This is a genomic window from Alkalicoccobacillus plakortidis (genome assembly GCF_023703085.1).
Classification (GTDB): domain Bacteria; phylum Bacillota; class Bacilli; order Bacillales; family Bacillaceae_D; genus Alkalicoccobacillus; species Alkalicoccobacillus plakortidis.
In genome coordinates, this window is sequence record NZ_JAMQJY010000007.1 from 32,307 (window position 1) to 58,531 (window position 26,225).

The window sequence follows — 26,225 nt, forward strand, 5'->3', positions numbered from 1 at the left end:
CACATAAGTATTTTTATCATGAGCACTAACATGCCAGAAGCTACTCATTATCTGCATACAAGATAATAAGTAGCTTCTATTTTGTCATTTTTTATGAATCGCCTCTGTCCCCGCATCCAATGCCGTCATATAATAATGGCATTTATGATTAATGATCTCCATCGTTTGTTTTAGTTCTTCCATCTGAGCTTCTACTGTCGCTTTTCGTTCCAAAAACATCTCATATCTCTGCTTTAAGGTAGAATCTCCCTCAGCACACCAACCGATAAATCCTTTGATTTCTTTTATTGGCATTCCACTAGATTTAAGGCACTGAATAATTTTTAGCGATTCTAGGTCAGATTCTTTGAATAGACGAGTTCCACTCGGAGAACGTTCCACAAAAGGCATGAGCCCTTCCTTATCATAGTAGCGTAATGTATGGACGGTTAAATTCATTTCTTCTGCAACTTCGCCAATTGAGTAAGTCATCATTATATCTCTCCTATTCCTAAACTATAGAGTTCGAGTTAACTTTAGCTTTACTGTATCTTAGCATATTCACCTTCAACGATCCAAACCAGATCTTTTTACTTGACCTAGAGTTAACTTTAGGGCTTACGCTAGTGTTGTTAGAGGGCAGGACTCTCTATCATACAAAAACGTTGGAGGTTCGATCATATGGTAAAAGCAAAGGCTCGTGCAGTAGATGGTCCAGATAAAGGTTTCCGGGAAGCGGAGATTACTAGGCGTGACCTCGATCTACATGACGTTTTAATTGAGATTAAATTCGCAGGTATTTGTCATTCGGATATCCACACGGCTCATGGTGAGTGGGGAGAGGTCAACTATCCGTTAGTTCCAGGACATGAGATTGCTGGGATTGTAACAGAGGTCGGTCCTGAGGTAACCAAGTATAAAGTTGGTGACCGTGTAGGTGTCGGTTGTATGGTTGATTCTTGTGGAGAATGTGAGAACTGCCAAAAAGGGGAAGAACAATACTGTAACAAAGGGAACATCCCTACTTACGTTGGTGTTGATAAATATGGTGAGCCTACACAAGGAGGATATTCTACTCATATCGTTGTAACGGAAGGATTTGTTGTTCAGATTCCTGATAATATTGAGTTAGATGCAGCAGCACCACTACTTTGCGCAGGAATTACTACCTTCTCACCATTAAATCGTTGGGAAGCAGGACCAGGTAAAAAAGTAGCAGTCGTTGGTATGGGAGGACTTGGCCACGTAGCGGTTAAGATTGCACATGCTATGGGAGCCGAGGTAACTGTTCTTTCACAAACATTAAACAAAAAAGAAGACGGGTTAAAATTTGGAGCAAAAGAGTATTATGCAACAAGTGAACCAGAAACCTTTGAGAAACTTGCTGGTACGTTTGATCTAATCATCAATACGGTTAGTGCGAAAATCGACGTGGGTGCATATATTAACTTGCTAGCTCTTGATGGAACAATGGTTAACGTGGGTGCTCCTGCAGAACCATTATCTGTTCATGTGATGTCATTAATAGGACGTCGCCGTTCATTTGCAGGATCGATGATTGGTGGTATTCGTGAAACACAGGAAATGTTGAATTTCTGTGCGGAGCATAATATCACACCAGATATCGAAGTGATTTCTGCTGATGAGATTGATGCAGCCTACAAACGTGTCCTGGGATCAGATGTAAAATACCGCTTTGTTATTGATACGAGTACGATGTAAGTGTATAGAAAAAAGATGTCCTTAATATTCAGTTAAGGGCATCTTTTTTTGTTGCGCATTTTACTCCTCAATGGACTTAATCACTTTAGCTGGAACTCCGGCAACAATCACATTGTCAGGAACATCCTTTGTTACGACAGCGCCTGCAGAAACAATGGAATTTTCACCAACAGTCACACCAGGCATAATGGTTGCAGCGATTCCAATCCACGCTCTTTTTTTGATATAAATTGGCTTTGATATAGTTGATCGACGATTGGAAGGAGAAATGGGATGATTAGTAGTAACCAGGTTTACTTTTGGAGCAATTAGTACATGGTCCTCAAGCGTAATCCCACCTCGATCCATAATCGTGCAGCCTGAATTGATGAAGACATCTTGACCTACTTTTATATTTTGACCAAAGTCTGTATAAAAGGGAGGTAATAACTCGAATGACTCATCTATGTCGTTCCCTGTTAATTCTCCAAATAAAAGTCTCACCTCATCAGCATTATGATAACCAGTATTCAGTTTAGCGATTATCTGTTGGGCGCGATCGATAGCTTGAGCCATTTTAGAGAATTCAGGATCTTGAAGGGAGACTACTTCTCCAAGCAAGGTCCCGTTCAAAAATATCTTTTTTCATTAACAGTCACTCCTTTTTACTAGCGTTCCACTACAAAATAATCCTATCACCTAGAGTTAACTCTAGGTAAAGCGCTAACCACCACAAACCGCCTTCCGAATGCCACAAAATTAGACAATTCCCCGAATCCCACACCACCCGCGAGTTTCCCGCATACACTACACGGTACACCCCACTCAGAGCTTCACAACCTGCATTGACGGCACTTAGTCAATCGGGTATGATTATTCTGGATTACATGAGAGGAGGACCGTAAGTATTACAGCAACATAAAGCGCCTGAACTGCCCCACGATCGGAATTTGGGTCAGTTGACGAGGAGAGGGTTTATCGATTTTATCGGCGGATGCCCTCCGGCTGACGCATGACAGCCGCCAAGCTTCTGTAAAAAACATCAGGGTGACCTGATGGACAAAGCCAGAAGTGCCATGCCCATATAGAAACTAAAATTGATAAGAGTGGGGGCAAGTATGCCCTCAGGTTGCTTGCCCCCGACTATGGGAGGTAACCATTTATGTGTGGAATTGTAGGTTATGTAGGAACGGAAGATGCAAAGGAAATCTTGCTTCAAGGACTTGAAAAGCTTGAGTACCGTGGCTATGACTCAGCCGGTATTGCCCTGACTAACGGAGAGGGTGTACACGTATTCAAGGAAAAAGGACGTATCGCTTCCTTACGTGAAGTTGTGGACAATGATACCAGCGCAACAGTTGGAATTGGACACACTCGCTTGGGCAACGCATGGCGTACCAAGTCAGTTGAATGCACACCCGCATCAGAGCACAAGTGCCCGTTTCACCCTCGTACACAATGGTGTCATTGAGAACTACAAAGAACTAAAAGCGAACTACCTAAGTAACAAAGAGCTAGCAAGTGATACAGACACAGAGGTCATTGTTCAGATCATCGAGCATTTTGTAGAACAAGGCCACAACACGGAACAAGCCTTCCGTGAGACGTTATCTCTACTAAAAGGATCATACGCTCTAGCCTTACTTGATAAAGAAAACAAAGAAACCGTATTTGTCGGTAAAAATAAAAGCCCGCTTCTTATTGGCGTAGGTGAAAATGTGAATGTTATTGCATCTGATGCAATGGCGATGCTTGCTGTGACGGATCAGTTTGTTGAGATCATGGATCAGGAGATCGTCATCGTAAAACGTGATTCTATCACAATCGAAACCCTTGCCGGTGTAAAAGTAGAACGCGAGCCTTATACAGCTGAGCTTGATATGAGTGATATCGAAAAAGGAACCTACCCTCACTTTATGCTGAAGGAAATTGATGAGCAGCCGTTTGTTATGCGTAACATCATCCAAAAGTATCAAAATGAAGACGGTGGCCTTCGTATCGACGCGGACATCCGTGAAGCTGTCAAAACAAGCGACCGCATCTATATCATTGCAGCTGGAACAAGCTACCACGCAGGTCTTGTTGGAAAGCAGCTAATTGAAAAGCTAGCTAACCGCCCAGTTGAAGTGCATATTGCCAGCGAATTCCTGTACAATATGCCGTTATTATCAGAGAACCCACTCTTTATCTTCATCTCTCAAAGTGGTGAAACTGCCGACTCAAGAGGTGTATTAGTCGACGTGAAGAAAAAAGGCTACAAAGCCCTAACAATCACAAATGTACCAGGATCCACGCTTTCTCGTGAAGCAGATTTCACCCTTCACACATACGTTGGACCTGAAATCGCTGTTGCTTCTACAAAAGCATACACAGCACAAATCGCTGTATTCGCGATTCTTGCTGTAGACGTAGCCCGTTCTGCTGGTATCGAGCTAGACTTCGATCCATTGCAAGAACTAGGTATCGTCGCAAACGCGATGGAAGTCCTAACAGCACAGAAGGAAGAAATGGAGAAAGTCGCACGTGACTTCCTATCCGTTACACGTAACGCCTTCTTTATCGGACGCGCATCAGACTACTATGTAGTGGTTGAAGGTGCCCTGAAGCTAAAAGAAATCTCATACATCCAAGCAGAAGGATTCGCTGGAGGAGAGCTGAAGCACGGAACAATTGCCTTAATTGAAGAAGGCACACCAGTGTTTGCATTAGCAACACAAGAACACGTTAACTTAAGCATTCGCGGAAACGCCCAAGAAGTAGAAGCACGCGGCGCCCACGTCTGCACCATCAGCATGGAAGGTATCAACGAAGCCGACGACCAAATCGTACTTCCACGCGTGCACGAGCACTTATCTGCTCTAGCCGCAGTTATTCCAATGCAGTTGATCTCTTATTATGCAGCATTGCACAGAGAGTGTGACGTTGATAAGCCACGTAACCTTGCGAAGAGTGTGACGGTTGAGTAGGGGATAAAATAACACAAAAGCACCTATTGAGTTACAAAAAAGATGGTAACTAAATAGTGAAAATCAAAAATATTTCAAATTGTATTTTCACATCAAAGATCCCTCATACTTTTAAGTGTGAGGGATCTTTTAAGTGTAGCTTTGAAATAAAGTTGCGATGTTTATAAAAAAGTTGCGATGGTTTGAAGAAAGTCGCGATGTTATTTAAAGGAATTAAATCGGTTTCCCTTTTAATTGGCGTTCCTTACATAGGAACGTTTTTTCTTTTACTCCTTAGGACTAAGGAAATTAATGTTAGAATTATGTGGTGGAGTAGTCGAAGTTATTCAACTAACGGGGCAGGATAGTTGAATACCTTCCCGAATAACTCATCTATGGATTATTTACGAAGTTCTTAAATTAAATTAAGACGTTAGCTGAAAGAAGTTTAGTTTAGGAGGAGTCTATATGATATTAGAAAAAGTCATAAATAGAATTGTAATACAAAGTGAATATAAGGATTTTGTTGATAAGTATATAGATAATATACTTACCGAATTTAAAGGTAAGATTCATAGCATTTATATGTGTGGCTCGATTCCAAAAGGAACTGCTAAACCTTTTAAGTCAGATGCAGACTTTACTATTGTATGTGTAAACCCCAAAGATATCGATTACGAAAGGTTGTCAAATATTAAAGACAGGCTTTTGGAAGAATATCCAGTAGTAACTAAGATTGATACGATAATTTGTTCGATTGACGATGTATTAAGTAAACCGAATGAGTGGGGTTTTTGGGTTAAGATCATTTGTGTTTGCATATATGGTCAGGACATTGGTGAAAAAGTACCACCGATAATTATTTCTCCAGAGTTCATTTTAGACTTAAATACAGAGACCAAGGAGGAAGTAGATCGTATACATAGTTTACTTTGTAGTGCTAGTGATAACACAATGAAAACTAGATATATTAAAGGTTACTCTAAGAGATTAATTCGTGCATTGTACTCTTTGATTTTAGAAGATACAGGTGTATGGGAAGATGACATTATTAAGATGAAGAATGCCATCTTAAACTATTGTGAGATTGACTCCGCTTTAGTTGATTATCTGTATGCTTGTTACTTGGATAGTAATGTACTTGTTGAAGAGTTTCTGGGAATTGCAGATGAAGTATATAGCTATTTTGAGAACGCCTTAAATGCAATGGCTGCTTCCAGAACTTCCTTCGACTAACACTTCGGATCGTTTGCGCAATTGCCCGAAAAAAGGACCTTCAAATGTAAAAATGAAGGCCAACAAAATTATGATCACATCAAGTCAAATAAATATATACGCTTCTTCAGCTAACGGGTGCTTTAGTTGAAGAACGTTCAGAGAAAATGATTAAACTTTCTTTCATACAATGTGCAATGTTTAACAATTGAAGAACCCGTTTTGATCAATCTTTTTTCAAAACGGGTTCTTCAATTTAACGTAAGTGTATGGGAACAGATGAGGTTAAGGAAGAATTTATGGCATTAAAAGATGCTATGCAAGAAATATCTTTAGAAGAGCAAAATCTAGAAGATGAAGCGACTTTTTCTATCGAAAACAATAGAAATTGTCCTAAAAATGATTTTAGATGTAAGGTTCGTACTGATAATGGAGATGCCCTAGACGAATGTATAGGAGCAAGAATTTCAAAAGAATTTGTAGTGATTGGAGCAGCTTTATCAACGGATTATAATGCTATATTGGATAAACAGTGGATGAAGGGAGCAAAGGCGCTTGCTGGAATAGCTGCGTCGTTAACACTAATATACGCTTCTTGTATTGCTAATCCTAATCAAAAAATATAATTAAACTAATTAAGAGCGCAAACCTAGTAGAGGTTGCGCTCTTTTACAGTTTTTATATTAACTTTTACTTTTCAAGTTAAATGAATTGAAGAGTGAATTAAAGAAAACCAGTAGAATTGAGAAATAAAATGAGTACGTTAATATGAGACCAAAAGGTGTGGGTGTTTCAATGAAGAAATTTCTAATTAATCCAAAAGAAAAACATAAAATGAAAGCTAAAAAAATCTTAAAGAGTATTTCTTAAGGAAAAGCATAGATAAAACCTCCAAAAGTAAAGATCAGTTCCAATCTTAACACATAATAATACAAGGTATAAAACTCACATTTCCCCTTTTCTAACTCATTATCTTGCACTCAAACCAATTAGCAACGAGAGTTACGAAGCTTTCTAGTTACCAACTTTATTGTCAGTTAACAGCACCTCTTTGGATAAGTATCTGAAGGGGTGCTTTTTATTTTGTACATCTCCCCTGTAGATCCATAACCGTGAGTAACATACGATTAATATGACCAAAACGACTTACCGAGGTCAAATACGCAAAATTAGTAATTGTGTTAATTGTAATAAGTAACTTAATTACGTATAATAATTTTGTATTTCAGAGTTATTTAAACATACACTGCAGCCTGAGGGGATAAGAACAATATGAATGCTTTAATGTACTACGGATCAAAAAATGTAAAGGTTGAGAGTATTACAGAACCAGTGGTTACCCATGATACTGTAAAAATAAAAGTTAAATACGCTGGTATATGCGGTACGGATTTACACGAGTATCAGCATAAGAGCTTTGTGACGGAAGACAAAATGATTCTAGGCCATGAGTTTACAGGAGAAATTGTCGAAGTAGGCGACCTTGTGACTAAATATAAAGCAGGCGACAGAGTGGCTGTTGAACCCATTTGGGGATGTGGCGAGTGTGATACCTGTAAAACAGGAAATTATAATATATGCGCTAATATGAAATCATACGGAATCCATGAGAATGGCGGATTTGCAGAATATGTCGTAGTAAAAGAAGCAAATGTATTTGCGCTTCCTGATACACTAAGCTATGAACTTGCAGCATTGATAGAACCTATTGCTGTTGTGTTGCAGGCAATTAGAAAAAGCACATTTAAAATTGGAGATAGTGTAGCCCTTTTTGGTGCTGGTCCAATTGGATTGCTTTTATCAGAATGTTTAAGAGCAGCAGGAGCAAGTAAAATCTTTGTAGCCGAAGTCAGTGAAGAGCGCAGAGAGTTAGCCTTGAAAATGGGTGCAGATGTTGTGTTAAACCCTATAGAAGATGATGTCGTGCAGATCATTAAAGAACATACCAATGGTGGGGTGGATGTATCTTTTGATGTTGCTGGAGTAGAAGCGACATTTGTGCAATCAGTAGATGTTATTAAACCAAACGGTGAATTTATGATTGTGAGTATATTCGCGGAGCCAATTAAATATCATCCTACAATGCAAGTAATTGGCGAGAAAAAAATTAACTCTTCACTTGGTTACAACAACATTTTTGCTCAAGCGATTAATCTGTTATCTAAGGGATCATTAAATGTTGAACCGATTATCACAAGTACAATCAAGTTAGACAACATAGTAGAAGATGGCTTTGAAAAACTACTAAATGATAAAACAGAATGCAAAATCTTGGTTCGTCCGAATTGAAATGGTAAAACCGCTTGAAAAACAAGTACCTCGTTATCTAACGGGGTACTTGTTTTTATGATGAAGACTTGAGCCGTTAGAGTTTGAACCATTTAAAGTGAAAATTCCTCAATTAATTCATCAGTGTATTGTATTTGAGACCAAAATATGCAATTGGATAGGGAAACGAAAAAAAGCTATTCGCTTAAACGTGCAAGAAGGACTCCCTAATTTAGGAGTCCTTTCTTGAGGCTTTTTAATCGAAGCTACCAGTTCATTTATGTTCCCACTCAGTCCTCACCAACGAAAATATCAACGCATCATGAGTCTGATTACCTTGAAAGAGATACCCCCTCAATAATCCTTCCTCAGCAAAACCTAATCGCTTTAATAGTTGTATCGACGGTTCATTTTGAGGGAATGTTACAGCTCCGATTCTATACAAAGCAAATTCTTCAAATGAATAACGTAATACCTCTTTTGCTGCTTCTGCCATGATCCCTTTGTTCCAATGTGTTGGATGTAATTCAAAACCAATTTCAGCCTTTTTAGTATGTATGCTCAGGTTGTTTAATCCCAATGTACCAACAAAATCGCCTGTCTCCTTGAGTAGTATTGCCCATCTGATGGCTCTTTTGCCTTCAAATGATTTTTGAAAGTAGTGTACGATTTTTGAGGCGTCGTCGATATTTTTTAAAGGATCCATTCCATAATATTGCATCACTTCATCTTTTGACATAATGTCGAAAAAGCTACGTGTGTGCTCCTCATTTACTTGAACTAATCTCAGTCGATCCGTCTCAAATACAGGAAATTCCATTAGATGTTCTCCCTCTCAGTTTTTCATCACAGTTCACTGAATACGATTCTATCAGCCAACAGAGAAATTAGTTTATTACGAAAACTCAATCATCCTAATTGTATCATGATTTCCTTTATTTAGAATAAACTCTTTTTGGAATGAGGTCGTTCACTCTAAGTGATGGAAGGAGTTTAAGAGTTTCTAATATCTAGGGAAAAAGAACGTGACAAAAACGTGAGATTTACGATAGAGAAACGCAAGATTGACTCACTATACTAAGTCTTATAAGAGTCATATCTATCGTAGAGGAGAACAACATATCATGAAAAAAATAGTACTAACATTGTTAGTGTGGATGATTTTAGCTATGCATTCACCTAATGGATACGCAGAAGGAACAACGACACCATCCGGAATTCCTATCTCGGATATGGAAGAAACGGTTGATCACATTATGAATACTCATATTGGAGAAGAGGTGCCTGGAGCATCCGTTTCCATTGTCCAAAATGGGGAAATCGTTTTACAAAAGGGATACGGTTCAGCCAACCTAGAAGAGGGTGTACCTGTTGATTCTGAAACCACCTATATGGAAGCCGGATCAGTTTCTAAATTATTTACTTGGACGGCCATCATGCAATTGGTTGAAGAGGGTCAAATCACGTTAGATACGGATATTCGGGAGTATCTTGGTGAAGGCAAATTAAACCTAACCTATGATGAACCTATCACATTTAATCATCTAATGACTCACACAGCAGGTTTTGAAGAGCGTGTGGAAAACTTAACTGTTTATGATACAGACAATATTTATGAACTGGAGGATTATCTTTTTGCCGATAAGCAACCGAAACAAATCTATCCACCAGGTGAAGTCATCGCGTACTCGAATTATAGTACAAGTCTTGCAGGGTACATCGTTGAGCAAATAACAGGGATGCCCTTTAAGGATTATATTCAACAATTTATTTTAGACCCGTTGGAGATGGAACACTCCACGTTTGATTTACGTTATGATTTAATTCCTGGTCTAATGGAAGACAAGGCGATTGGTTATACTCGTGCAGGTGATCAATGGTCAGCAAAGCCAACCTCATATATTAATGATGTCCCAGCTTGGTGCGTTAACAACAACAGCCAATGATTTGGCTCATTTTATGATTGCCCACTTAAATACAGAAGGCACAGGTCCTTACTCGTTGTTCAAGGATCAAGAAACATTAGAGACGATGCACCAAACATTATATGCACCTCACTCTGAACTTTCAGGGAATGCTCATGGTTTTTGGGAACGTCAAGCGGGATCTCATCGCTTACTTGAACACGTTGGTAATACGGATGCATTCAGTGCGATGTTGTCTATTGTTCCAGATGAACAATTTGGGATTGCGGTACTGACCAACATGGATGGAGAAATGGCTTGGTATCAGGCGTGAATTAGCTGATGCTCTCATTGGTAAATCTGAAGAGGTGTCTGAGGTCTCGGATGAGTTTAATCATAGTGAAGATGTACAGGGACGTTATCGATCTGCTCGTGCGGTTGAAACGGGCCCAATGAAGATCATGCCTTTTTTATCTGATTCAGATTCTGTCATTTCTGCTAATTCAGATGGAAGTATCAATTTAACTGTTGCAGCAATGGGTGTAGACGTAGACTATATTGAAACTTCACCTTATCTGTTTGAGAGGGTTAGTTCAGAGAATACATTGCTGGATAACGCAGGAATGAATACAAATAAGTTGTTCTTTAAAACCAACGAGAATGGCGATGTTGTCATGCTAACAAGAGGAAACATTGCTGATGAGCTACCTGTGCCGTTTACGGAATCACTTTTATTTTTCTATGTATTAATTGGAAGTGCAGCTATTCTATCAATCGGGGGTCTAGTGTGGGGTGTCATTCGATCTATCAGAAACTATAGACGTGCTAAACGAAATCAACCTCTCATAAAGTCCCTTTTATATCGTGGAGCGACTTTATGGTCTCTAGTAGGGGTCTTGACTGTGGTTAATTTCGTAATGATCTTACTTCAATTAGCAAGTAACCCATTTCAAGAATGGTCGAACTTTACCGTTCATGTCATAGTTTTTTGGGTCCTAATCCTAGCTGCTATAGTATCCCTTTATCCTATTGGTAAAGGATGGCGTGTACAACAAGGGTCATATGTTATAAAAGTCTTTATTATACTAGTAGGTTTATCACTAATAGGGCTGTTTTACATTCTCTTCTTTATTAATTTCCTGTTCATAGGCTAGCTAAAGAACGAAAATCCCGTGCCAATCTAAGGCACGGGATTTTATGTTGTTCGAGATATATTAGCATTAAAATGCCCCGAGATGGAGGAGCTACTAGTATTGTTGATGTTGAAGCATCATAACCAATATCTCTAGATTTTGTTGCATTAACTGTATTGGATAAGTCACATATAGAGCCCAAAGAGAGCTCCTGCCATGGTGAGCTCTCATCTTGCACGACTAAGCATATAATAAAAACAAGACGTAGAGTGCTCTAACACCTACGCCTTGCACGTTGCCCGCAAGAAGAGCGACCAATCCATCAAGGATATTAAGAAGAAATAACCACCCGATGAAAAGCTAGGGACAGCTATGGGTGGTTACTTTTTTGCATCAATGATCATAATGTCACGACGACCAGTGTCAGTGTGAACTTTCCAAATTGAAGAATGACATTAAAGACATCAGTAGTAATCATGGGCCACGCCTCCCTTATTGCGATGGGAGGTGTGGCCACTCACCCTGCTGTATGCAACTGCTATCATTTTAAGTATTGATCTTAACTAAATTAAATGAATCTATTTTTATTGCCATCCATGTAACAAGCGGACGGGATGGGGCCGACTCCTGGGGGAAGTACGGGAGGCCACTGAAAAAGGGTTGATATGTAGTTAAGGGTTCCTTTAAAAATATAAAAACAGCCTACCATTCCCTTTATTTTGGAAATGGCAAGCTGTTTTTATTTATCATACCGACCCTTTTGGGGTTATTTTTGCTCCATGACTTTCAGTATTCGTTTGAGATTGGCTGAGAAGATGGCCATCGCTCCTTGAATTTCCATCGCTAATAGACCCGAGGAATTCGCCGTTTTATACCCGTGTCTATGCTTTAGTTCACTATTTTTCGCTTCAATTTTGTATCGCGTTTTGGCTTTTTCTTTAAACGTTTCACTTTGCTCAAAAGCGAGATGTTCTTCATGTTCAGGAGAATGGATGGTGACAGAATATGGTTTGCTTTTGGCTCCCTGTTTATAACACCCTTCTTGGAAGGGACACGTCTTGCATTTCTCGATATCAAAATAATACTTCTGTCTTTGGTTTTTGCCTTGCTTCGTCGTTCCTTGTCTGTGTGTCAAAATAGCTAAATGGCCCGCTTTACATACATCCCCGCATCTTTATTAAACTCAAACTCTTCTTCCTTTGTCCGTGTCCCATGGGCAATGGATGGATTGGTTTTAGAAATTAATTCAATCTGATTTGCTTTCGCGTACAGGAGATGATCTTTTCCTGAATACGCCGCATCTCCGATGACGGATTCCACTGTCATCCCAGCGTCTACACTTTTTTCAATGAGTGTTCGAAGTTGCTTTGCGTCCGATTTTTCTCCTGTTGTGATAACCGCAGCGGTAATCACGCGTTCATCACTCATCGCTAGATGAGTTTTATAGCCAAAGAAAGACGTATCGGCACTTTTGTGACCCCTTCGGGCGTCTTGATCTTTCATGGATTGGAGGCGTTCGATATCATCGTTGACGGTTTCTTCTACTAGATTCAACGGCTCCGTCACCTTTGGATAGGCATGCAGGGTCGGATGTTGTTTGATCACACTCAAGAGGGTTTGTGTGTACACGAGTTCTTCATCTAAATCATTCTGAGTTGGCTTAGCTGGAAGTTTGACTTGATGGACTCATCGACAGAATAGACTGCTTTCCTCAAGTTTTTTGATCGTTCTCGCAGAATATCGATCGGCTTTTTCTGGTTATAACGTGCCTGGGTATGAGTAGAATCACGATGATCGTTTTACTTTTAATGACGCCTTGTTCAACCGCTAGTTCGACTGTCTTTCCGATTAATAAATCAAGTACATTCAGATCCTTTAAACGCAATTTACGGAACTTCGTTAAGGAGCTTGAATCAATGACCTCTTCCTCAGGTGCCATGCCTAAGAAGTATTTATACGACATATCATATCTAGAACGCTCCACCAGATCCACATCTGATAATGGAAACATGCTTTTTAACAATAAATATTTAAACATTCGAATAGGGTCTATGGCTGAGCGACCGTGATCCACGTTATAATTCTGTACCAACTCATCATAAATAAAGGAAAAATCAATAAGATCATTCAGTTTCCGTAATGTATGATCTTTAGGAACGATGAGATCATATAGATCAGCATACGCACTGAGTTGGAGAGATTGTTGTTTTCGAATCATAGTCAGCCACCACTTTCATGTTAGATACACTTATCTTATCAAAAATGAAGAAGAATCTGAGGTAAAAAGAGAGAGGCAGACTAAAATGACGACTATACCTAAAAAAGAACGTTGCCATTTAGTTGATCAGAAGAATAGCGGAAGGAGAAACCGAAGACTCCTGCGGAACAGAACGAGTCTGAAGACATTGAAGGGGTGCCCTTCCACTTCAATGGCTGAGGCCGTTCCCGCGGAAAGCGAAGGTTTCTCCTGGAGCGGTGCCCGTGAGCTTTTTTCTAACTGACTTTTTCAGTGGCCTCGAAGTACGGGCAGGGGTGAAATAAGATTGGCGATAAGCCAAGATTAGTTCAGCGCCCGCCCCCGGAAAGCGTGCCCCAATCCCGGGAGCGTCATCGAAGCGCCTAAGTAGTCGCCATCATCCAAACTGCATTTCCTCATTAAAACTCAAAAGCTAATAAAAAAAGGCCATGGACTAAACTCCACGACCTACTCAACTAATTTTCTTAATTCAATTCTAACCGGTTCATATTACGTATAGTGAAAAAGATAATCCCAATAGCGATAAACGATAATCCGATAGGCGTATAGAATAGATTGACTAATGAAAAGTCTGAGCCAAAGGAAGAGTTTGTAAAGATGGTGATCAGCACACCTGATACAATCGTAGCGGGTGTTGAGAACTTTCGCATGCCAAAGTAAAGAGGGACAAGAGACGCACCAGGACCAGCAAGGTTAAATGCCATCATCCTCATCAATTCAGGTCTGATGAGCTGTTCACTAAACTCTAGGTTAGGTGTTAATTGAAACACCTCATTTAATCCGATAAAACTGAACACGACAAAACATGTGGATAGAATCATTGTGATTAGCGTTAAAGAAAAGATAAGGATCAGTTTTGTAGCCATTATTTTTTTTCGATCAATTGGATAGGAAAACATAACAAAGCTTGTTCGATTCTTAAATTCATCAATGATAATTTTTGATATAAGAACAGCTGCAAATACAATGAACGTTCCTCTAATAAGTAACCCACTAAACATAAAAAAATCGTTAGCTGTTCTAAAGATCGTTTCGCCTTCAAGTTTCTCTATCAATGTAAGTAGTGCGAGCATGCCTACAATAATAAGATTAGCGAGAACGGCACCTTTTATATACCAACCAATTTTGTGTTTTTTAAGTTCCAATTTCATTAAATAGTACAATCCAACCCCTCCTTTACTTATCGATTTTATTTAATCCTATTTTCCGAATGAAATAATCCTCTAATGTGGTTTGTTTTGTATTAATGGAATGAATGTCTATATCCCTAAGTATTAATGCTTTTGTTATGCTGGCATGAGGTACATCTGTTGAAAAGATTCGAATCGCCTGACCTTCAACAAGTTTAAAGTTCGTTATGTTTAACTGATCATGTAAAAGAACAGATGCTTTCTTAGGATCGTTTGTCACAAGCTCAATGTATTCCGTATTCTGTTCCTTAAGCGAATCCATGGACGTTTCTTCAATAAGCTTGCCTTGTTTAATCATACTGATCGTGTCTGCAATTTGTTCAATTTCACCAATAATATGGCTTGAGATGAAAAGCGTTATTCCATATTCTTTATTCAGCTTTTTGAACAATCTTCTCATGGATTGAATGCCTTCAGGATCGAGCCCATTAATAGGCTCATCTAATATAACGAATTCAGGTTTTGTTATGATAGCCCGTGCGACACAGAGACGCTGTCTCATTCCTAGTGAGAAGTCTTGGGGGAATTTATGTGATACATGTGTAAGTCCAACCGACTCCAAAGCATCAGAGATGGCTTGTTTGTTGTGATATCCCATATATGCACAATGCAGCTCCAGGTTTTCCCACGCAGTCATTTTCTCATAAAAAATCGGGTATTCAATCATACTTCCTATTCGTTTTAAGTAAGTAAAAGAATGTTCCTTTAAGGGTTCACCAAACATTTCGATTTCCCCATGGGATGGTTTAATTAAGTTCAAGAGCATCTTCATGATGGTTGACTTACCTGCCCCATTTGATCCGAGGAAGCCGTAGATTTCACCCTTTTTAATATTCATGGATACATTCGATACGACATCTTGTCCATTGTAGGTTTTGGTTAGATTCCTGGTTTGCACGATATAACTCATGACTTTCCTCCTTTTTCATATCTGCTTCTAGTGTAATAAGTGAACATTTCTTTTCCCTATCGTAAATCTCACAAGAACCTCAAGAAAAAAGACCTAATCTTGTTCACGCTTTAGTGTGCAAATAAAGGAGGTTTTATCAAAAGCCTTTGAATAGACGGCGATCCTTCCTTGCATCTCTTCCATTAGCTTTTTGGTGATGGTTAAACCCAATCCGCTTCCTTGAAAGTCTTTATTTCTTGATTCCTCAAGCGTATACATCCGTTCAAATATCTTTTGCTGATCGATTTCACTGATGCCGGCACCTTGATCAAAGATTTCAAAGGATACAGTTGTGTCGTCATAGGTGACGCGCAGTCCTACAATTTTGCCATCGGTTCCATAACGCAGTGCGTTTGATAATAAGTTAGAGAGAATCCGGTTTAAGGCTTCTTCATTCGCAAGGGCATAGATAGGTGTAGGAGGCAAATCAATGTCTACTTCCAATCCCTTTGCCTCAATCATTTCATAAAACATTAGGATATTCCGTTTACAAATTTCGGTTAGATTGACTCTATCTAATGGTATATTCTGATCTCCTGCTTCAAGCTTAGCTAAATCAAAAAAAGAATGAATTAAGGTCGTGATTTCATCCGTTTTTTCATTAACTTGATCGATCATTCGATTGCGTTCTATCTCAGACATTTTTGTTTGTTCTTTAAGCATCTCGGTGTACCCTGCTATAACGGTTAGGGGAGTTTTTAGATCGTGTGAGATATTTGAAAGCATTCGCTTCATTGATTGTTCGGTTCGGATGAACTGACTCGAATGCTCTCTGTTTTGTTCAATTAGCTTATTTAACAAGATGAGAAGATCCGCCAATTCCTTATTTTCCGTCATAATGAGTACCGGGTTACTCGCATGTTCATCGACGATCTCAGTCAACTGATTTTTTACAGAAACGATTTGCTTACGGAGCGTTCGTTTTGTTTGTATCTGAAAGGCAATCACACAAAGAAGAAAAATCAGGAGGAGAAGTAGAAGAGTGATCATTTGAATTCACCTAGCTTGTAACCGATGCCCCATACGGTTTTAACATATTCTGGTTTGGTTGGATCATCTTCAATTTTCTCGCGTAATCGACTTATATGTACATTAATCACATGATCGTCACCATAATAATGATCGTCCCATACAGAGTGATAAATCTGTTCTTTTGTCATCACCTTTTTAGGATTCTCAAAAAATAGCTTTAAAATGTTCCACTCTTTTGAGGTTAGACTCATTTCTTGTCCATTCTTTTTTACGATGAAATTGTGTATATCCATCTCAATCTCATGGATGGTAAGGATAGCTGGAACTTCCGGCTGAGTGGACTCTTTATATTGTGTAGATCTTCGTATAGCGGCTTTTACTCTAGCTAAAAGCTCTATCATTGAGAACGGCTTCGTTATATAATCATCTGCCCCAAACCCTAATCCCAAAGCTTTATCAGCCTCGCCATCTTTTGCTGAGGTGATAATGACTGGAACAAAGCTATTTTGCCTTAGTGTCTGAAGAAAATCCATGCCATTAATCTCAGGTAGCATCAAATCAAGTAATACCAAATCATAGCTATTGCTAATGAAACGATTGATCGCTTCCTTTCCCGTAAAAACCGGATCAACTTTAAAGCCTTCATTTGTTAAGTAGCTTCGTACCATATCACTAATGGCCACATCATCTTCCACAAGTAATATTCTCTCCAAAAGTAGCACCGTCTCTCGTTATAAATTATAAGTAATTCCTATTAGATCATATTAAAGATTAATGAAGGAAGCTAGTTTTTGTTATTTTCTTTAACATTTCTATACAAATTGTGCTTTTAACTATGTGTATGGAAGGGTATGGAAATGAAAAGGAGGCGTTACGAATGAAAAAAGTGACTAAAACAGCTGGAATGGTTTCTGTAGCTTTTCTACTCGTAGGATGCCAGAATACAGAGGATGAGACACAGACCACGAATGTTGAGCCGGTTGAAGAAAGCGCGTCAGATGAGAGTGATCAGGATGAGAATCAAGGCGTAGAATCAGAAGCGGAAGATCATGATGAAGAAAACAGTAGCGAGCATACAAATGATGAGAATGATGACAACGAGGATACAGAAGAAGTTTCTTCAAATGATGATGAAGAGGATGACACAAACGTTTATGGAGGAACTCTAGCAAGTGGAAATTACTTTATCGATACAGGTTATTTCGATGACGGTACTAATTTTATAACAACATTTTTCATTAAACGTAATGGAGAGGGTGATTACTCAAATGAGGATCGCTTAGAGAGGTCACTAATCGATAATGATCCATCTGAACAGGATATTCTTAGCTCATTTGCTGATATATCGCTAGATTGGCCTGACCTTTATATTCAATTTAATGTAAATATACATTCAGAAGAAAATGAATTAGCAACAACCTCCGCACAAAGCAATCTATTTTTCAACTCATTGTTTGGAATTAGTGATCTATATGGGGTAGAAGAGATTGTATTTTTAAATCAAGATGGGGAAAAAGATATAGAAGTGGCTGAAAGATTAATAGATGATTCTATTATAGTTAAAGACGAAAGAGGTCTATCAAGAGGCTATTATACAATCTACGATGAAGAATTAGAGCAAACCTTGTTTCTATCTGGAGCAGAGTTAGAAGAGGAAGTTGCAAATGATAATGGTGATCCTCTAACTTTCTCAGAAACCGTTGAAGCAATGGGCACAATAGATCATGAAGATGCTTTTTATTCTTCTGCAGTAGTTGAAGGCATAGAGATCGTTAACGCATCAATTGAGAATAGTGTTGCTACTGTTGAATATACGATGGACGAAGAGATTAATACAGAAGCAGATCGAACAGTGTTTGAGAACGCCATACAGCTTGCAGCACTTGATTTTCATGCGTGGGAAGTTCGATTGATCAATGATACTATGCAAGAAGTCGTCACGTATCCATTAGTAGGTCAATAACTCAAGTAAAGACAAATAGTCTTCTTAACGGAGGGTGCTATTTGTTTTTTTGTGGCGATTTGTGTAGGGAAATCCGTCATTCACTAGCCTAACATTTTTCCCAAACGCTTTAAGTAAACTATAATAGAGGCATAAATACATAAGGTTTGTTGGTGTATATGAATACCAGCATTTTCTTAATAGGAGCGTACATATGAACGATAAAGTAGTTGTCGTCACCGGAGCAAATAGTGGACTTGGCCTAGAAACGGCTAAGCACTTCTCAGGAGAGGGGCATCAAGTTATTTTAGCAGTGAGAAATACTGAAAAAGGAAGAAAGGCGAAAGAAGACATACTACGCTTATATCCACAAGCGAATGTTCAAGTTTATCAACTCGACCTATCCAAGCTTCAAAGCGTGCGAGAATTTGTTAAGACGTTATCAAGCCAAGTACATGTCATTGATTTACTCATTAATAATGCAGGCGTTATGATGCCACCATACTCCAAGACGGAGGATGGATTTGAATTGCAATTTGCCAGTAATCACCTTGGTCACTTTGCTCTAACTGGTTTACTGCTCCCGTTATTAGAGAATGGGGAAGCATCACGAATCGTGACACTAACGTCCATTGCCTATCGAAATGCAGTCATCCAGTTTGAAAACCTGCATGGAAGTAAGGGGTACAAGAGCTATCTATTTTATGGTCAGAGTAAACTAGCGAATTTAATGTTTGCCAAAGAGTTAGATAAGCGTTTAAAAGCGAATCACTATAAAACAAAAAGTTTAGCCGCGCATCCAGGTATCTCATCGACGAACCTTTTCACCTTAGGTAGAAAAGAAACACCTTGGTTTGTTAAACCTTTACTGAAGGTAGTTAGTCAGCCAGCTGAAAAAGGGGCGCTACCAATTATTATGGCAGCCACAGACCAATCTCTTCAGGGAGGAGAATTAATTGGTCCAGATGGCAAAGGTGGAAGAAAAGGAAACCCTACTATCGAAGAACCAAAGAAAGTAACCTACACAGATTCTACAATGGAAGAGTTATGGACTATCTCAGAGGATCTTACGGAAGTGAAGTATCATTTTAATAAATAACTAATAAGACCACTGACACCTCAAGTCAGTGGTCTATTTTATCAAATTGATACTCCAGGCTTGTTACCAAACAAAAGGTTAGCAATTATTAATTCTACTCAGTATGATTCCCTTCACCTTCATTTCGTCCAATTTGTATAACTCCATCAAGATCGTTATAGATATATTCATATTCATAGTCTGCTTCATCAGAAAAAGTAACATAGGCCTGGTAAGCGCCTCTTTCATCATCCCTATCGTTTCTCCAATTGTATTCTGTCCGGATAGAATCAATCTCCTCATCTGTATAATTTCTCTCTTCAGTTAAGTAGTCATAGACCATAGTTTCCGTTTGTTCTAGCTGTTCCTGACTGCCGTTAAAGAAATTAAATAACAAAATTCCTCCTCCAATTAAAGACATGACAGCTACAATAGTAATTAAACCTACTCTTTTTTTCATTATTCTTCACCTCATTTAATAGTTATCTATACATATCAAACACGTTAACTACAAAATTAGTGGAACGAAAATAAAAAGATGAAAATCATTTGCTAGATTATTAGTTAACATGTTCATTTAAGAATTTATACCCTGAATATGTCATGAATAAAACTAAAAATATAACCTTCATAGATAGAAAGAATATGGTCCGTGCTCAAAAATACGACTCTCTAGACCACACGAACGTATGCTAAACTAAAGATATTCTCTACATAAAGGGGGCGTTGATTTGACTATTCGGCAGTTGACTGATGATGAATTTGAACAAGCTTTTCAATTAAGCTGCTACGCTTTCCAGGTGAATGACCCAGAAGAGTTACGACCTTCTGCGCATCTTTCATGGAATGAAGCCACTTGTTACGGGGATGTATCTAATGGAGAGGTTCTTGCTAAATTGGATCTGTTGCCTTTTCATGTTGATATCCACGGGAAATCAATGCAAATGGGAGGAATCGTTGGAGTAGCATCCTACCCAGAGCAGCGCAGAAAAGGGCTTGTCAAACAACTAATAGTCCATACACTCAAAGAGATGCGAGTTAAAGGACAACTTCTTTCATACCTTGCTCCTTTTGAGGTTGGTTTCTATCGGAAATTCGGTTGGGAAATGGCTTTTGATGAAACAACTTTTACACTTGAGCCAATACAACTTCCAAAACCTAATCCACTCTTAGAAGGACAAATCGAACGTGTTCCTTTTTCTGACAAACGAATTCGTACTATATATAAAAACCAGCAAAGGCACGGAATGCTCATTCGCGAAGAATGGTGGTGGAAGAGCCTTGAACGAAAGTATAGCAAACACTACACTGCTATCTACACAGACCAGTCTGGTACAGCGATTGCTTATATTGTGTACCAAGTTAAAAATCGTCAATTTGAAACAGATGAGCTACTTTATACAGAACCCGCCGGACTAGCTGCCCTTCTTTCATTTATTGGTCAGCATGATTCAATGATTGACTCAGCTGAAATCACAACACCATCATCAGATAGCTTGAATTATTTCCTGCCTGACCCTAAAACCAAAGCTGAAATCGTGCCTTATTTTATGACCAGAATTGTAGATGTACAAGCTTTTTTAGTAGAGTTTCCTTTCCTTAATTCAGAAGGCGGAAATTATACCCTGCAAATTGAAGACTCTTTTGCTGAGTGGAACAACAAGATCTTTTCTTAATTTAAATAGCGGGAATGTAAGCTGTGAAGTCATAACCAATATGGAAGCGCCATCTATAAAAATGAGTATCCAAACACTGACTGGATTAATGCTCGGTTATCGGCGTCCTTCTTTTTATATCAAACAAGGACTTATAAAGGGAGATACTAAAGAGATAGAATTTTTTGTTCGTCATATTCCTGACGAAGCTCCTGCCCTTGTTGATTTCTTTTAGGATGAAGACCTAGCCTTTGGCTGGGTTTTTGTTTTGGGTAAATGAGTATAACTCAATCTATCATTGAGAATTATTATCAATTGATGTAGACTAAAAGTAACGTTACATAAAATGAATAGGAGGGGACAAGACCATGCAAATATACTGGACTAAAATCAATAAAATTATTGAAGAAACGCCTGAGGTAAAAACATACTTGCTCGACTGCCCGGAAGGATTTACATGGGAAGAGGGTTCCCACACCCATTTTGCATTAGAAGGATTTAATGCCGGTGAGAAACCAAACCGTAGCCTGATTCGCCACATGTCAATCTCCACTTTACCGAACGAACATTCAATTGGGATCACAACACGTATTAGAGAGCAGTGCTCTGAGTTTAAATCCATTTTGAGAAGCCTTACTATTGGAGACGAGGTAGCCATTTTCAAAACTCATTCGAATGTTCCGCTAAAAAGAGAAAATAAAAATGTGTACCTACTGTCATCAGGTGTCGGGCTAGCAACGTTTAGACCACTTGTGCTTGAATATATCGAGCGTGCTGATAACGTTAATCAGATCCATTCCCTAAATATCGATTCATCTAAGAATTTCTTATTTACGACTATTTTTGAATCTGCACCTGATAAGAAGTTCACTTCACAGTTTGTCTCTACTCGTAAAGACTACTATGAAGAAGTGAAAACTCTTTCTGCAGATAAAGATGGACTCTTTTATGTGGTCGGTAGCAATGAATTTCTCGTACAGAACATAGAACTACTACGTGGGCAGGGCATTAAGCCGGAACAAATTGTACTCGACAAGCATGAGCAACAACTGCCTGAGTTTTTATCGGAATAGGTACTATTAACAGACATCTAAATCCTAATCTTTCTTTATTAGAAGAGAGATTGGGATTTATTTATTGTCATTTAAGAATATAGATAAAAGTAATAAGGGTATATTAGTTTATTTCAATATAAAAGAGGTTACTCCATATATAAGATTATCTTAAAATTGGGGGTTTCATCCAAATGAGAAACGATCACTTTTTAATTGGTCTTACTAGCTTTACCTTTTTAATGGCAGCAACGGCGTGTAGTAACGACGATTCAAATGTAACGAGTGAAGAGCAGCAAAATGTGAGTGAAGTGAGCGACTCTGAACCAACTGAAACAGAAGAAGATCTAAACAAAGTTGAAGATGATGAAATGGTCGATGAAGATACTGAGGAGAGAGAACTTGAGCTTGTAGAAGAAGGAGAAGAACGAGAGGCTAGCACAACAAAAGAAGATTATTATATGCAGAATGGTACATTTGTTGGTGGTGAAATAACAGATGGCAGAAGTGTAGGGGATATCAATCAGGGTGCGCATGATGGTTATGAGAGGCTTGTTCTCGATATTTATGAAGGGTCATATCAAGAGCTTGGTGATCCAGCAGACATACCTAATTACTTTGAAATCACAAAAGAAGCCTATCCTTCTCGTCTGATTTATACATTAGCAGGTATTCGAGGTCTGCCAGAAGAGATTCCCGAGTTATCAAATATGGAGCTCTTTTCACATATGAGCGTCGTTCCGTATTTTAGTGATGCCACGATTCAGTTAGCCGTGTATCTGCAGGAACCTGTTGAGTTTGAAGTGTTTGAAATGCACAATCCCGCCAAAATTGTGACAGATATTAGATCGATTAGTGACGAAAATGAGTATGCTCCCGTATTTTCTGTTAGAACAGCATCTACCTCGCAGGGGGATACTGTTGATGCTATTCAAAGCGCGGATTCGGAATTTAGAGAAAGGGATGCAGACCAAGTAAGAACCTTGCACTCAGAGGACAATTCGGTATTTGTAGAAGAGGGTTACTATAGTAGTTTGGAAGAAGCGGAAGAGAGAAAAATAGAGTTGGAGAACGATGGTATTGATTTTGATTTACACATCGAAGAACGCGGTACGCATGACATTCCTAAATATATTAAATAAGTACTAGTTAAAAACAGAGGTATCTTCAAAGCGCTCATTTCCTTAGGGAAAGGAATTAAATCAAAGAGTAGATTAGTGAAGGGGAATGTACAGCTACGTAATCATGAAACTAAAGGTTTGATAGTTCGTATACCTTAAAGAAGCTTTTCTTCTTTGTTTAAGGAAGATATCTGAGTTCGTATTAGAAAACTCAACTGTTGCAAAAATTTATTTACTCAAAGGATGAGCGATATGTTTAAGAAGAAAAAGATAGAAGATAACCGATTTAGAATAAAAACCACTGAAAATATCCCTACATTAGGTACAATAACTATCTTAGTCGATCAATTCACTGGAGTTAACTATCTTCAAACATGGATTGGATCAGGGAGTGGCATTACACCTTTATTAGACGAGAAAGGTCAAGTAGTGGTGGATGTATCCTCATGAGCTTGTGTGAGGTAGGGAATGAGAAAATGCTACTTGGCTATATCTAATCTGCGTTCACAACAAGCTGAACGCAGGTTACTATTATTTATTCCTCAGGTAACGTATAGCTATTACAGCTGCTATCGCAGTTATAAACCATGTATAGCAAAAAAGATTAACGAAGTATTTTTCTAGCCACTATTATAATTTCACTTACCATAATTTTCTTATAACATATCGCAAATCAACACAGATGAACCTAAAATTGGATAAATATTAAGTTTATTTCCATACGAAAACGGTTACTCCATACATAAGTTAAATTTAAAAGTGAGGGTCTCATACAATGAGAAAAGTTCACCTAATGACCGGTTTAAGTAGCGTAGCCTTACTGATGGCCACAACGGCGTGTAGTAACGGTGATTCAAATGACACTGGTGAAGAGCAACAAGATGTGAGTGGGTTGAACGAATCTGAACCGTCAATAGACCTAGAAGACACTTCTAACAACGATGATGAAGAAGTACAGGAAGATCAGACTGATTCAGGTGGCGACGAGGACATTGATGATGCTGAAGAGGTACAGGAAGAGGAAGTTCAGGCTGATTCAGATACCAACGAAGACGATGGCAATGAATCAGAGGATATGGCTGATCTTCGAGCGTACTATGAATCATTAGCAGTAACAAGTGAGAGTAGGGAAGTACATTCAAATGCTCTTGAAAACTTAGAATTACCTGGAATTCATGAAAACACAATAATCTATAATGGAACAGTTAGTCCAGATCAGACTGTGTCTTTTGTGTTTCCAGATGATGATAGTGAGCAAGACTTTGATTACTCAGATCCATTAGATGCTGAGGTGTCAGACGAGGGACATTTTTCTGTGTCATTCGGCGGATATGACTTAGATGAAATGAGTGAAATTCGGTTTATCGTTACAGGTAGTCTGCCTCAAGAACAAGCATTTGATTTACCTATCCATTCCGCAGAAGAAGGCATGGAATATATACAAAGTGATGCAAACACAGAAGAGATTGAAGAGAGTATCCGCCCGAACGTTCAACTAGATGATATCTACGAGAATATGCGTTTTTACCGTGTGCTAAATGTGCTTGATGATGTGGAAGCTGTGCATTTTGAACATACAAACCTAGGATTTAGTCATGACATGATTGCTCCCTCCGCGGATGAAGAGCTTAAAAGTTTGATTACTACTACATTTGATGAAGCAGATCTTGAAGCTGAAGATATCCTTACTTTTTATATCGTGGCAGGTGGAGTGACAACAGTCATAGAAAAAGAAGTACAATCTTGGTCTGACGAAGAGTGGGCGCGAATTGATGAAATAAAAGAAGAAACGGAACTGGAGGAAATTAGTAAGGACACACTAGTATTTGCCGGAAAAACAGTTCCTAATGCCGAAGTTTCGATCATTAATTTAAATCCGAGAAATTTTAATATCCGACTCGATGCTGACGAAAATGGGCAATTTGAAGCTAATTCGCAAGACAACGTAGAGAATATTACCAGTGATACGATCCTCTATCAAATTGTCGATGAAGAAGGACATTTAGCTACTTTTGAGAAACCACTTAACTAGCTATCTGTTGTTACCTTTCATCATAACAATCATATAAAGGAGTGATTTGTTTTGAGTAAATCTATCCTTAACACCATGAGTTTATTATGGGGGATTCCCCATCACTGTAAAACTAATCACGAACTCGCATCTCTGTTTCTTCGAGAACTATACAGAGAGTTATATCACAAGTATTTCAAACATATACATAAACTCTACACATGAATTCATTTATATAGTTTACTTTCAAGGAAAGACTTATTGATTTTCCTTATACTAGCAAAGTTAGAGATAGTTGTGTAGAGATCATGTAGAGGAGTTAAAAACAATGCTTTGGACAGTGTTAGTTGTCGTCATTGTTTTATGGTTACTAGGATTTATTGGAGAAGTTGGAGGGAACTTAGTACACCTTTTATTAGTTGTCGCATTAGTTGTACTTATTTTCCAACTTGTGACAGGTCGACGGAAATTATAGTTACCTAATTTTTTTACTTGATGGGATCATCTGCTTATGTGGATGATCCTTATTGTTGGTTTCTTTTAATATTTCTTTTAAGTACAATTTTCATGTAAGGTATGTAATTTGAGGATGAAGAATGAAATTCGAAAATAACACTCAGGTGTTGGCCCCAATAAAACCAGCAGTGATATTTCCAATAATTCCAAAAGGTACACCTTTTCCAGTAATAGCACCGGCAGCCCAACCAATTAGTCCTCCAATAATTAAACTCCAAATTATACTCATCTGCAACTTCTCCTTTGATGTTAACTACAATCTTGCTTATTCACGATATATCCGAGTTCAAACTCATTGAAATGCTTATTTAAAGGTATATCAACTTAAATAATCTTA

The 26,225-nt window shown here is 38.6% G+C and carries 24 protein-coding genes and 3 pseudogenes; 17 read left to right on the forward strand and 10 right to left on the reverse strand.

What is annotated here, in order from left to right; translation table 11 throughout:
* Nucleotides 1-84 precede the first annotated feature (84 nt).
* Nucleotides 85-474, reverse strand: coding sequence for a MerR family transcriptional regulator (locus NDM98_RS22530; protein WP_251611707.1), 390 nt, complete (start codon nt 472-474; stop codon nt 85-87).
* 186 nt (nt 475-660) lie between these two features.
* Between NDM98_RS22530 and NDM98_RS22535 the strand changes: the two genes are divergently transcribed.
* Complete coding sequence (locus NDM98_RS22535; RefSeq protein ID WP_251611708.1) at nt 661-1,701, forward strand: NAD(P)-dependent alcohol dehydrogenase; 1,041 nt, start codon at nt 661-663, stop codon at nt 1,699-1,701.
* Nucleotides 1,702-1,761: 60 nt separating this feature from the next.
* Here the strand turns inward: NDM98_RS22535 and NDM98_RS22540 are convergent, their stop codons facing one another.
* Complete coding sequence (locus NDM98_RS22540; RefSeq protein ID WP_251611709.1) at nt 1,762-2,313, reverse strand: sugar O-acetyltransferase; 552 nt, start codon at nt 2,311-2,313, stop codon at nt 1,762-1,764.
* Between the two features lie 529 nt (nt 2,314-2,842).
* Between NDM98_RS22540 and glmS the strand changes: the two are divergent.
* The 4 genes and pseudogenes from glmS (at nt 2,843) to NDM98_RS22560 (ending at nt 8,129) form a co-directional block, all read left to right on the forward strand.
* A pseudogene (glmS, locus tag NDM98_RS22545) lies at nt 2,843-4,646 on the forward strand (glutamine--fructose-6-phosphate transaminase (isomerizing)).
* A 447-nt stretch (nt 4,647-5,093) separates the two neighbouring features.
* On the forward strand, nt 5,094-5,861 hold the full coding sequence (locus NDM98_RS22550) for a nucleotidyltransferase domain-containing protein (protein ID WP_251611710.1): 768 nt from the start codon (nt 5,094-5,096) through the stop codon (nt 5,859-5,861).
* Between the two features lie 278 nt (nt 5,862-6,139).
* On the forward strand, nt 6,140-6,466 hold the full coding sequence (locus NDM98_RS22555; RefSeq protein ID WP_251611711.1) for a hypothetical protein: 327 nt from the start codon (nt 6,140-6,142) through the stop codon (nt 6,464-6,466).
* 646 nt (nt 6,467-7,112) lie between these two features.
* Nucleotides 7,113-8,129, forward strand: coding sequence for a 2,3-butanediol dehydrogenase (locus NDM98_RS22560; RefSeq protein WP_251611712.1), 1,017 nt, complete (start codon nt 7,113-7,115; stop codon nt 8,127-8,129).
* Nucleotides 8,130-8,382: 253 nt separating this feature from the next.
* Here the strand turns inward: NDM98_RS22560 and NDM98_RS22565 are convergent, their stop codons facing one another.
* Nucleotides 8,383-8,928, reverse strand: coding sequence for a GNAT family N-acetyltransferase (locus NDM98_RS22565; protein WP_251611713.1), 546 nt, complete (start codon nt 8,926-8,928; stop codon nt 8,383-8,385).
* A 304-nt stretch (nt 8,929-9,232) separates the two neighbouring features.
* Here NDM98_RS22565 and NDM98_RS22570 point away from each other — a divergent pair, with 304 nt between their 5' ends.
* The 3 genes from NDM98_RS22570 to NDM98_RS22580 are packed head-to-tail and all read left to right on the forward strand — an operon-like array spanning nt 9,233 to nt 11,166.
* Nucleotides 9,233-10,054 (forward strand): serine hydrolase domain-containing protein, encoded by an 822-nt coding sequence (locus NDM98_RS22570; RefSeq protein ID WP_251611714.1) that lies wholly within the window; start codon nt 9,233-9,235, stop codon nt 10,052-10,054.
* Nucleotide 10,055: 1 nt separating this feature from the next.
* On the forward strand, nt 10,056-10,346 hold the full coding sequence (locus tag NDM98_RS22575) for a serine hydrolase domain-containing protein (protein WP_251611715.1): 291 nt from the start codon (nt 10,056-10,058) through the stop codon (nt 10,344-10,346).
* Nucleotides 10,318-11,166, forward strand: coding sequence for a hypothetical protein (locus tag NDM98_RS22580; RefSeq protein ID WP_251611716.1), 849 nt, complete (start codon nt 10,318-10,320; stop codon nt 11,164-11,166). Before NDM98_RS22575 ends, NDM98_RS22580 begins: the two co-directional genes overlap by 29 nt.
* A gap of 745 nt (nt 11,167-11,911) precedes the next feature.
* Here the strand turns inward: NDM98_RS22580 and NDM98_RS22585 are convergent.
* The 5 genes and pseudogenes from NDM98_RS22585 to NDM98_RS22605 form a co-directional block, all read right to left on the reverse strand.
* Nucleotides 11,912-13,363 (reverse strand): annotated as a pseudogene (locus tag NDM98_RS22585) (IS1182 family transposase).
* Between the two features lie 503 nt (nt 13,364-13,866).
* On the reverse strand, nt 13,867-14,565 hold the full coding sequence (locus NDM98_RS22590) for an ABC transporter permease (RefSeq protein WP_251611717.1): 699 nt from the start codon (nt 14,563-14,565) through the stop codon (nt 13,867-13,869).
* A gap of 13 nt (nt 14,566-14,578) precedes the next feature.
* Nucleotides 14,579-15,502, reverse strand: coding sequence for an ABC transporter ATP-binding protein (locus tag NDM98_RS22595; RefSeq protein WP_251611718.1), 924 nt, complete (start codon nt 15,500-15,502; stop codon nt 14,579-14,581).
* Between the two features lie 93 nt (nt 15,503-15,595).
* Complete coding sequence (locus NDM98_RS22600) at nt 15,596-16,531, reverse strand: sensor histidine kinase (RefSeq protein WP_251611719.1); 936 nt, start codon at nt 16,529-16,531, stop codon at nt 15,596-15,598.
* Nucleotides 16,528-17,226, reverse strand: a complete 699-nt coding sequence (locus NDM98_RS22605) for a response regulator transcription factor (protein WP_285804124.1) — start codon at nt 17,224-17,226, stop codon at nt 16,528-16,530. The genes NDM98_RS22600 and NDM98_RS22605 overlap by 4 nt, the downstream gene beginning before the upstream one ends.
* A gap of 164 nt (nt 17,227-17,390) precedes the next feature.
* Here NDM98_RS22605 and NDM98_RS22610 point away from each other — a divergent pair, with 164 nt between their 5' ends.
* On the forward strand, nt 17,391-18,476 hold the full coding sequence (locus NDM98_RS22610; RefSeq protein ID WP_251611720.1) for a hypothetical protein: 1,086 nt from the start codon (nt 17,391-17,393) through the stop codon (nt 18,474-18,476).
* Between the two features lie 193 nt (nt 18,477-18,669).
* A complete protein-coding gene (locus tag NDM98_RS22615) occupies nt 18,670-19,554 on the forward strand; it encodes an oxidoreductase (RefSeq protein WP_251611721.1) in 885 nt (294 codons plus the stop codon).
* A 94-nt stretch (nt 19,555-19,648) separates the two neighbouring features.
* Here NDM98_RS22615 and NDM98_RS22620 read toward each other — a convergent pair whose 3' ends face one another.
* Entirely contained in the window at nt 19,649-19,993 is a 345-nt protein-coding gene (locus NDM98_RS22620; RefSeq protein ID WP_251611722.1) for a DUF3139 domain-containing protein, read from the reverse strand.
* 271 nt (nt 19,994-20,264) lie between these two features.
* Here NDM98_RS22620 and NDM98_RS22625 point away from each other — a divergent pair, with 271 nt between their 5' ends.
* The 7 genes from NDM98_RS22625 (at nt 20,265) to NDM98_RS22655 (ending at nt 25,847) form a co-directional block, all read left to right on the forward strand.
* Nucleotides 20,265-21,209, forward strand: a complete 945-nt coding sequence (locus NDM98_RS22625; RefSeq protein ID WP_251611723.1) for a GNAT family N-acetyltransferase — start codon at nt 20,265-20,267, stop codon at nt 21,207-21,209.
* Entirely contained in the window at nt 21,178-21,423 is a 246-nt protein-coding gene (locus tag NDM98_RS23700) for a sterol carrier protein domain-containing protein (protein ID WP_285804125.1), read from the forward strand. Before NDM98_RS22625 ends, NDM98_RS23700 begins: the two co-directional genes overlap by 32 nt.
* A 133-nt stretch (nt 21,424-21,556) precedes the next feature.
* On the forward strand, nt 21,557-22,261 hold the full coding sequence (locus NDM98_RS22635) for a ferredoxin reductase domain-containing protein (RefSeq protein WP_251611725.1): 705 nt from the start codon (nt 21,557-21,559) through the stop codon (nt 22,259-22,261).
* 173 nt (nt 22,262-22,434) lie between these two features.
* Nucleotides 22,435-23,382 (forward strand): hypothetical protein, encoded by a 948-nt coding sequence (locus NDM98_RS22640; RefSeq protein WP_251611726.1) that lies wholly within the window; start codon nt 22,435-22,437, stop codon nt 23,380-23,382.
* Nucleotides 23,383-23,613: 231 nt separating this feature from the next.
* The gene (locus NDM98_RS22645) at nt 23,614-23,811 is read left to right on the forward strand and encodes a DUF6440 family protein (RefSeq protein WP_251611727.1); all 198 of its coding nucleotides are present in this window, start codon (nt 23,614-23,616) and stop codon (nt 23,809-23,811) included.
* 325 nt (nt 23,812-24,136) lie between these two features.
* Nucleotides 24,137-25,393 carry a hypothetical protein gene (locus NDM98_RS22650; protein ID WP_251611728.1) on the forward strand — a complete coding sequence of 419 codons (1,257 nt, stop codon included), beginning with the start codon at nt 24,137-24,139 and terminating at the stop codon, nt 25,391-25,393.
* 307 nt (nt 25,394-25,700) lie between these two features.
* Nucleotides 25,701-25,847, forward strand: a complete 147-nt coding sequence (locus NDM98_RS22655; protein WP_251611729.1) for a lmo0937 family membrane protein — start codon at nt 25,701-25,703, stop codon at nt 25,845-25,847.
* 150 nt (nt 25,848-25,997) lie between these two features.
* On the opposite strand, the pseudogene NDM98_RS22660 reads toward NDM98_RS22655, so the two are convergent.
* A pseudogene (locus NDM98_RS22660) lies at nt 25,998-26,117 on the reverse strand (GlsB/YeaQ/YmgE family stress response membrane protein); the annotation flags it as partial.
* Nucleotides 26,118-26,225: the final 108 nt, after the last annotated feature.

Coding starts and splice junctions, on each gene's coding strand:
- NDM98_RS22580 (WP_251611716.1), top strand. CDS start 10,318: ATGGAGAAATGGCTTGGTATCAGGCGTGAATTAGCTGATGCTCTCATT.
- NDM98_RS22600 (WP_251611719.1), bottom strand. CDS start 16,531: ATGATCACTCTTCTACTTCTCCTCCTGATTTTTCTTCTTTGTGTGATT.
- NDM98_RS22550 (WP_251611710.1), top strand. CDS start 5,094: ATGATATTAGAAAAAGTCATAAATAGAATTGTAATACAAAGTGAATAT.
- NDM98_RS22620 (WP_251611722.1), bottom strand. CDS start 19,993: ATGAAAAAAAGAGTAGGTTTAATTACTATTGTAGCTGTCATGTCTTTA.
- NDM98_RS22635 (WP_251611725.1), top strand. CDS start 21,557: ATGCAAATATACTGGACTAAAATCAATAAAATTATTGAAGAAACGCCT.
- NDM98_RS22565 (WP_251611713.1), bottom strand. CDS start 8,928: ATGGAATTTCCTGTATTTGAGACGGATCGACTGAGATTAGTTCAAGTA.
- NDM98_RS22535 (WP_251611708.1), top strand. CDS start 661: ATGGTAAAAGCAAAGGCTCGTGCAGTAGATGGTCCAGATAAAGGTTTC.
- NDM98_RS22530 (WP_251611707.1), bottom strand. CDS start 474: ATGATGACTTACTCAATTGGCGAAGTTGCAGAAGAAATGAATTTAACC.
- NDM98_RS22655 (WP_251611729.1), top strand. CDS start 25,701: ATGCTTTGGACAGTGTTAGTTGTCGTCATTGTTTTATGGTTACTAGGA.
- NDM98_RS22610 (WP_251611720.1), top strand. CDS start 17,391: ATGAAAAAAGTGACTAAAACAGCTGGAATGGTTTCTGTAGCTTTTCTA.
- NDM98_RS22560 (WP_251611712.1), top strand. CDS start 7,113: ATGAATGCTTTAATGTACTACGGATCAAAAAATGTAAAGGTTGAGAGT.
- NDM98_RS22555 (WP_251611711.1), top strand. CDS start 6,140: ATGGCATTAAAAGATGCTATGCAAGAAATATCTTTAGAAGAGCAAAAT.
- NDM98_RS22640 (WP_251611726.1), top strand. CDS start 22,435: ATGAGAAACGATCACTTTTTAATTGGTCTTACTAGCTTTACCTTTTTA.
- NDM98_RS22650 (WP_251611728.1), top strand. CDS start 24,137: ATGAGAAAAGTTCACCTAATGACCGGTTTAAGTAGCGTAGCCTTACTG.
- NDM98_RS22595 (WP_251611718.1), bottom strand. CDS start 15,502: ATGAGTTATATCGTGCAAACCAGGAATCTAACCAAAACCTACAATGGA.
- NDM98_RS22645 (WP_251611727.1), top strand. CDS start 23,614: ATGTTTAAGAAGAAAAAGATAGAAGATAACCGATTTAGAATAAAAACC.
- NDM98_RS22615 (WP_251611721.1), top strand. CDS start 18,670: ATGAACGATAAAGTAGTTGTCGTCACCGGAGCAAATAGTGGACTTGGC.
- NDM98_RS22570 (WP_251611714.1), top strand. CDS start 9,233: ATGAAAAAAATAGTACTAACATTGTTAGTGTGGATGATTTTAGCTATG.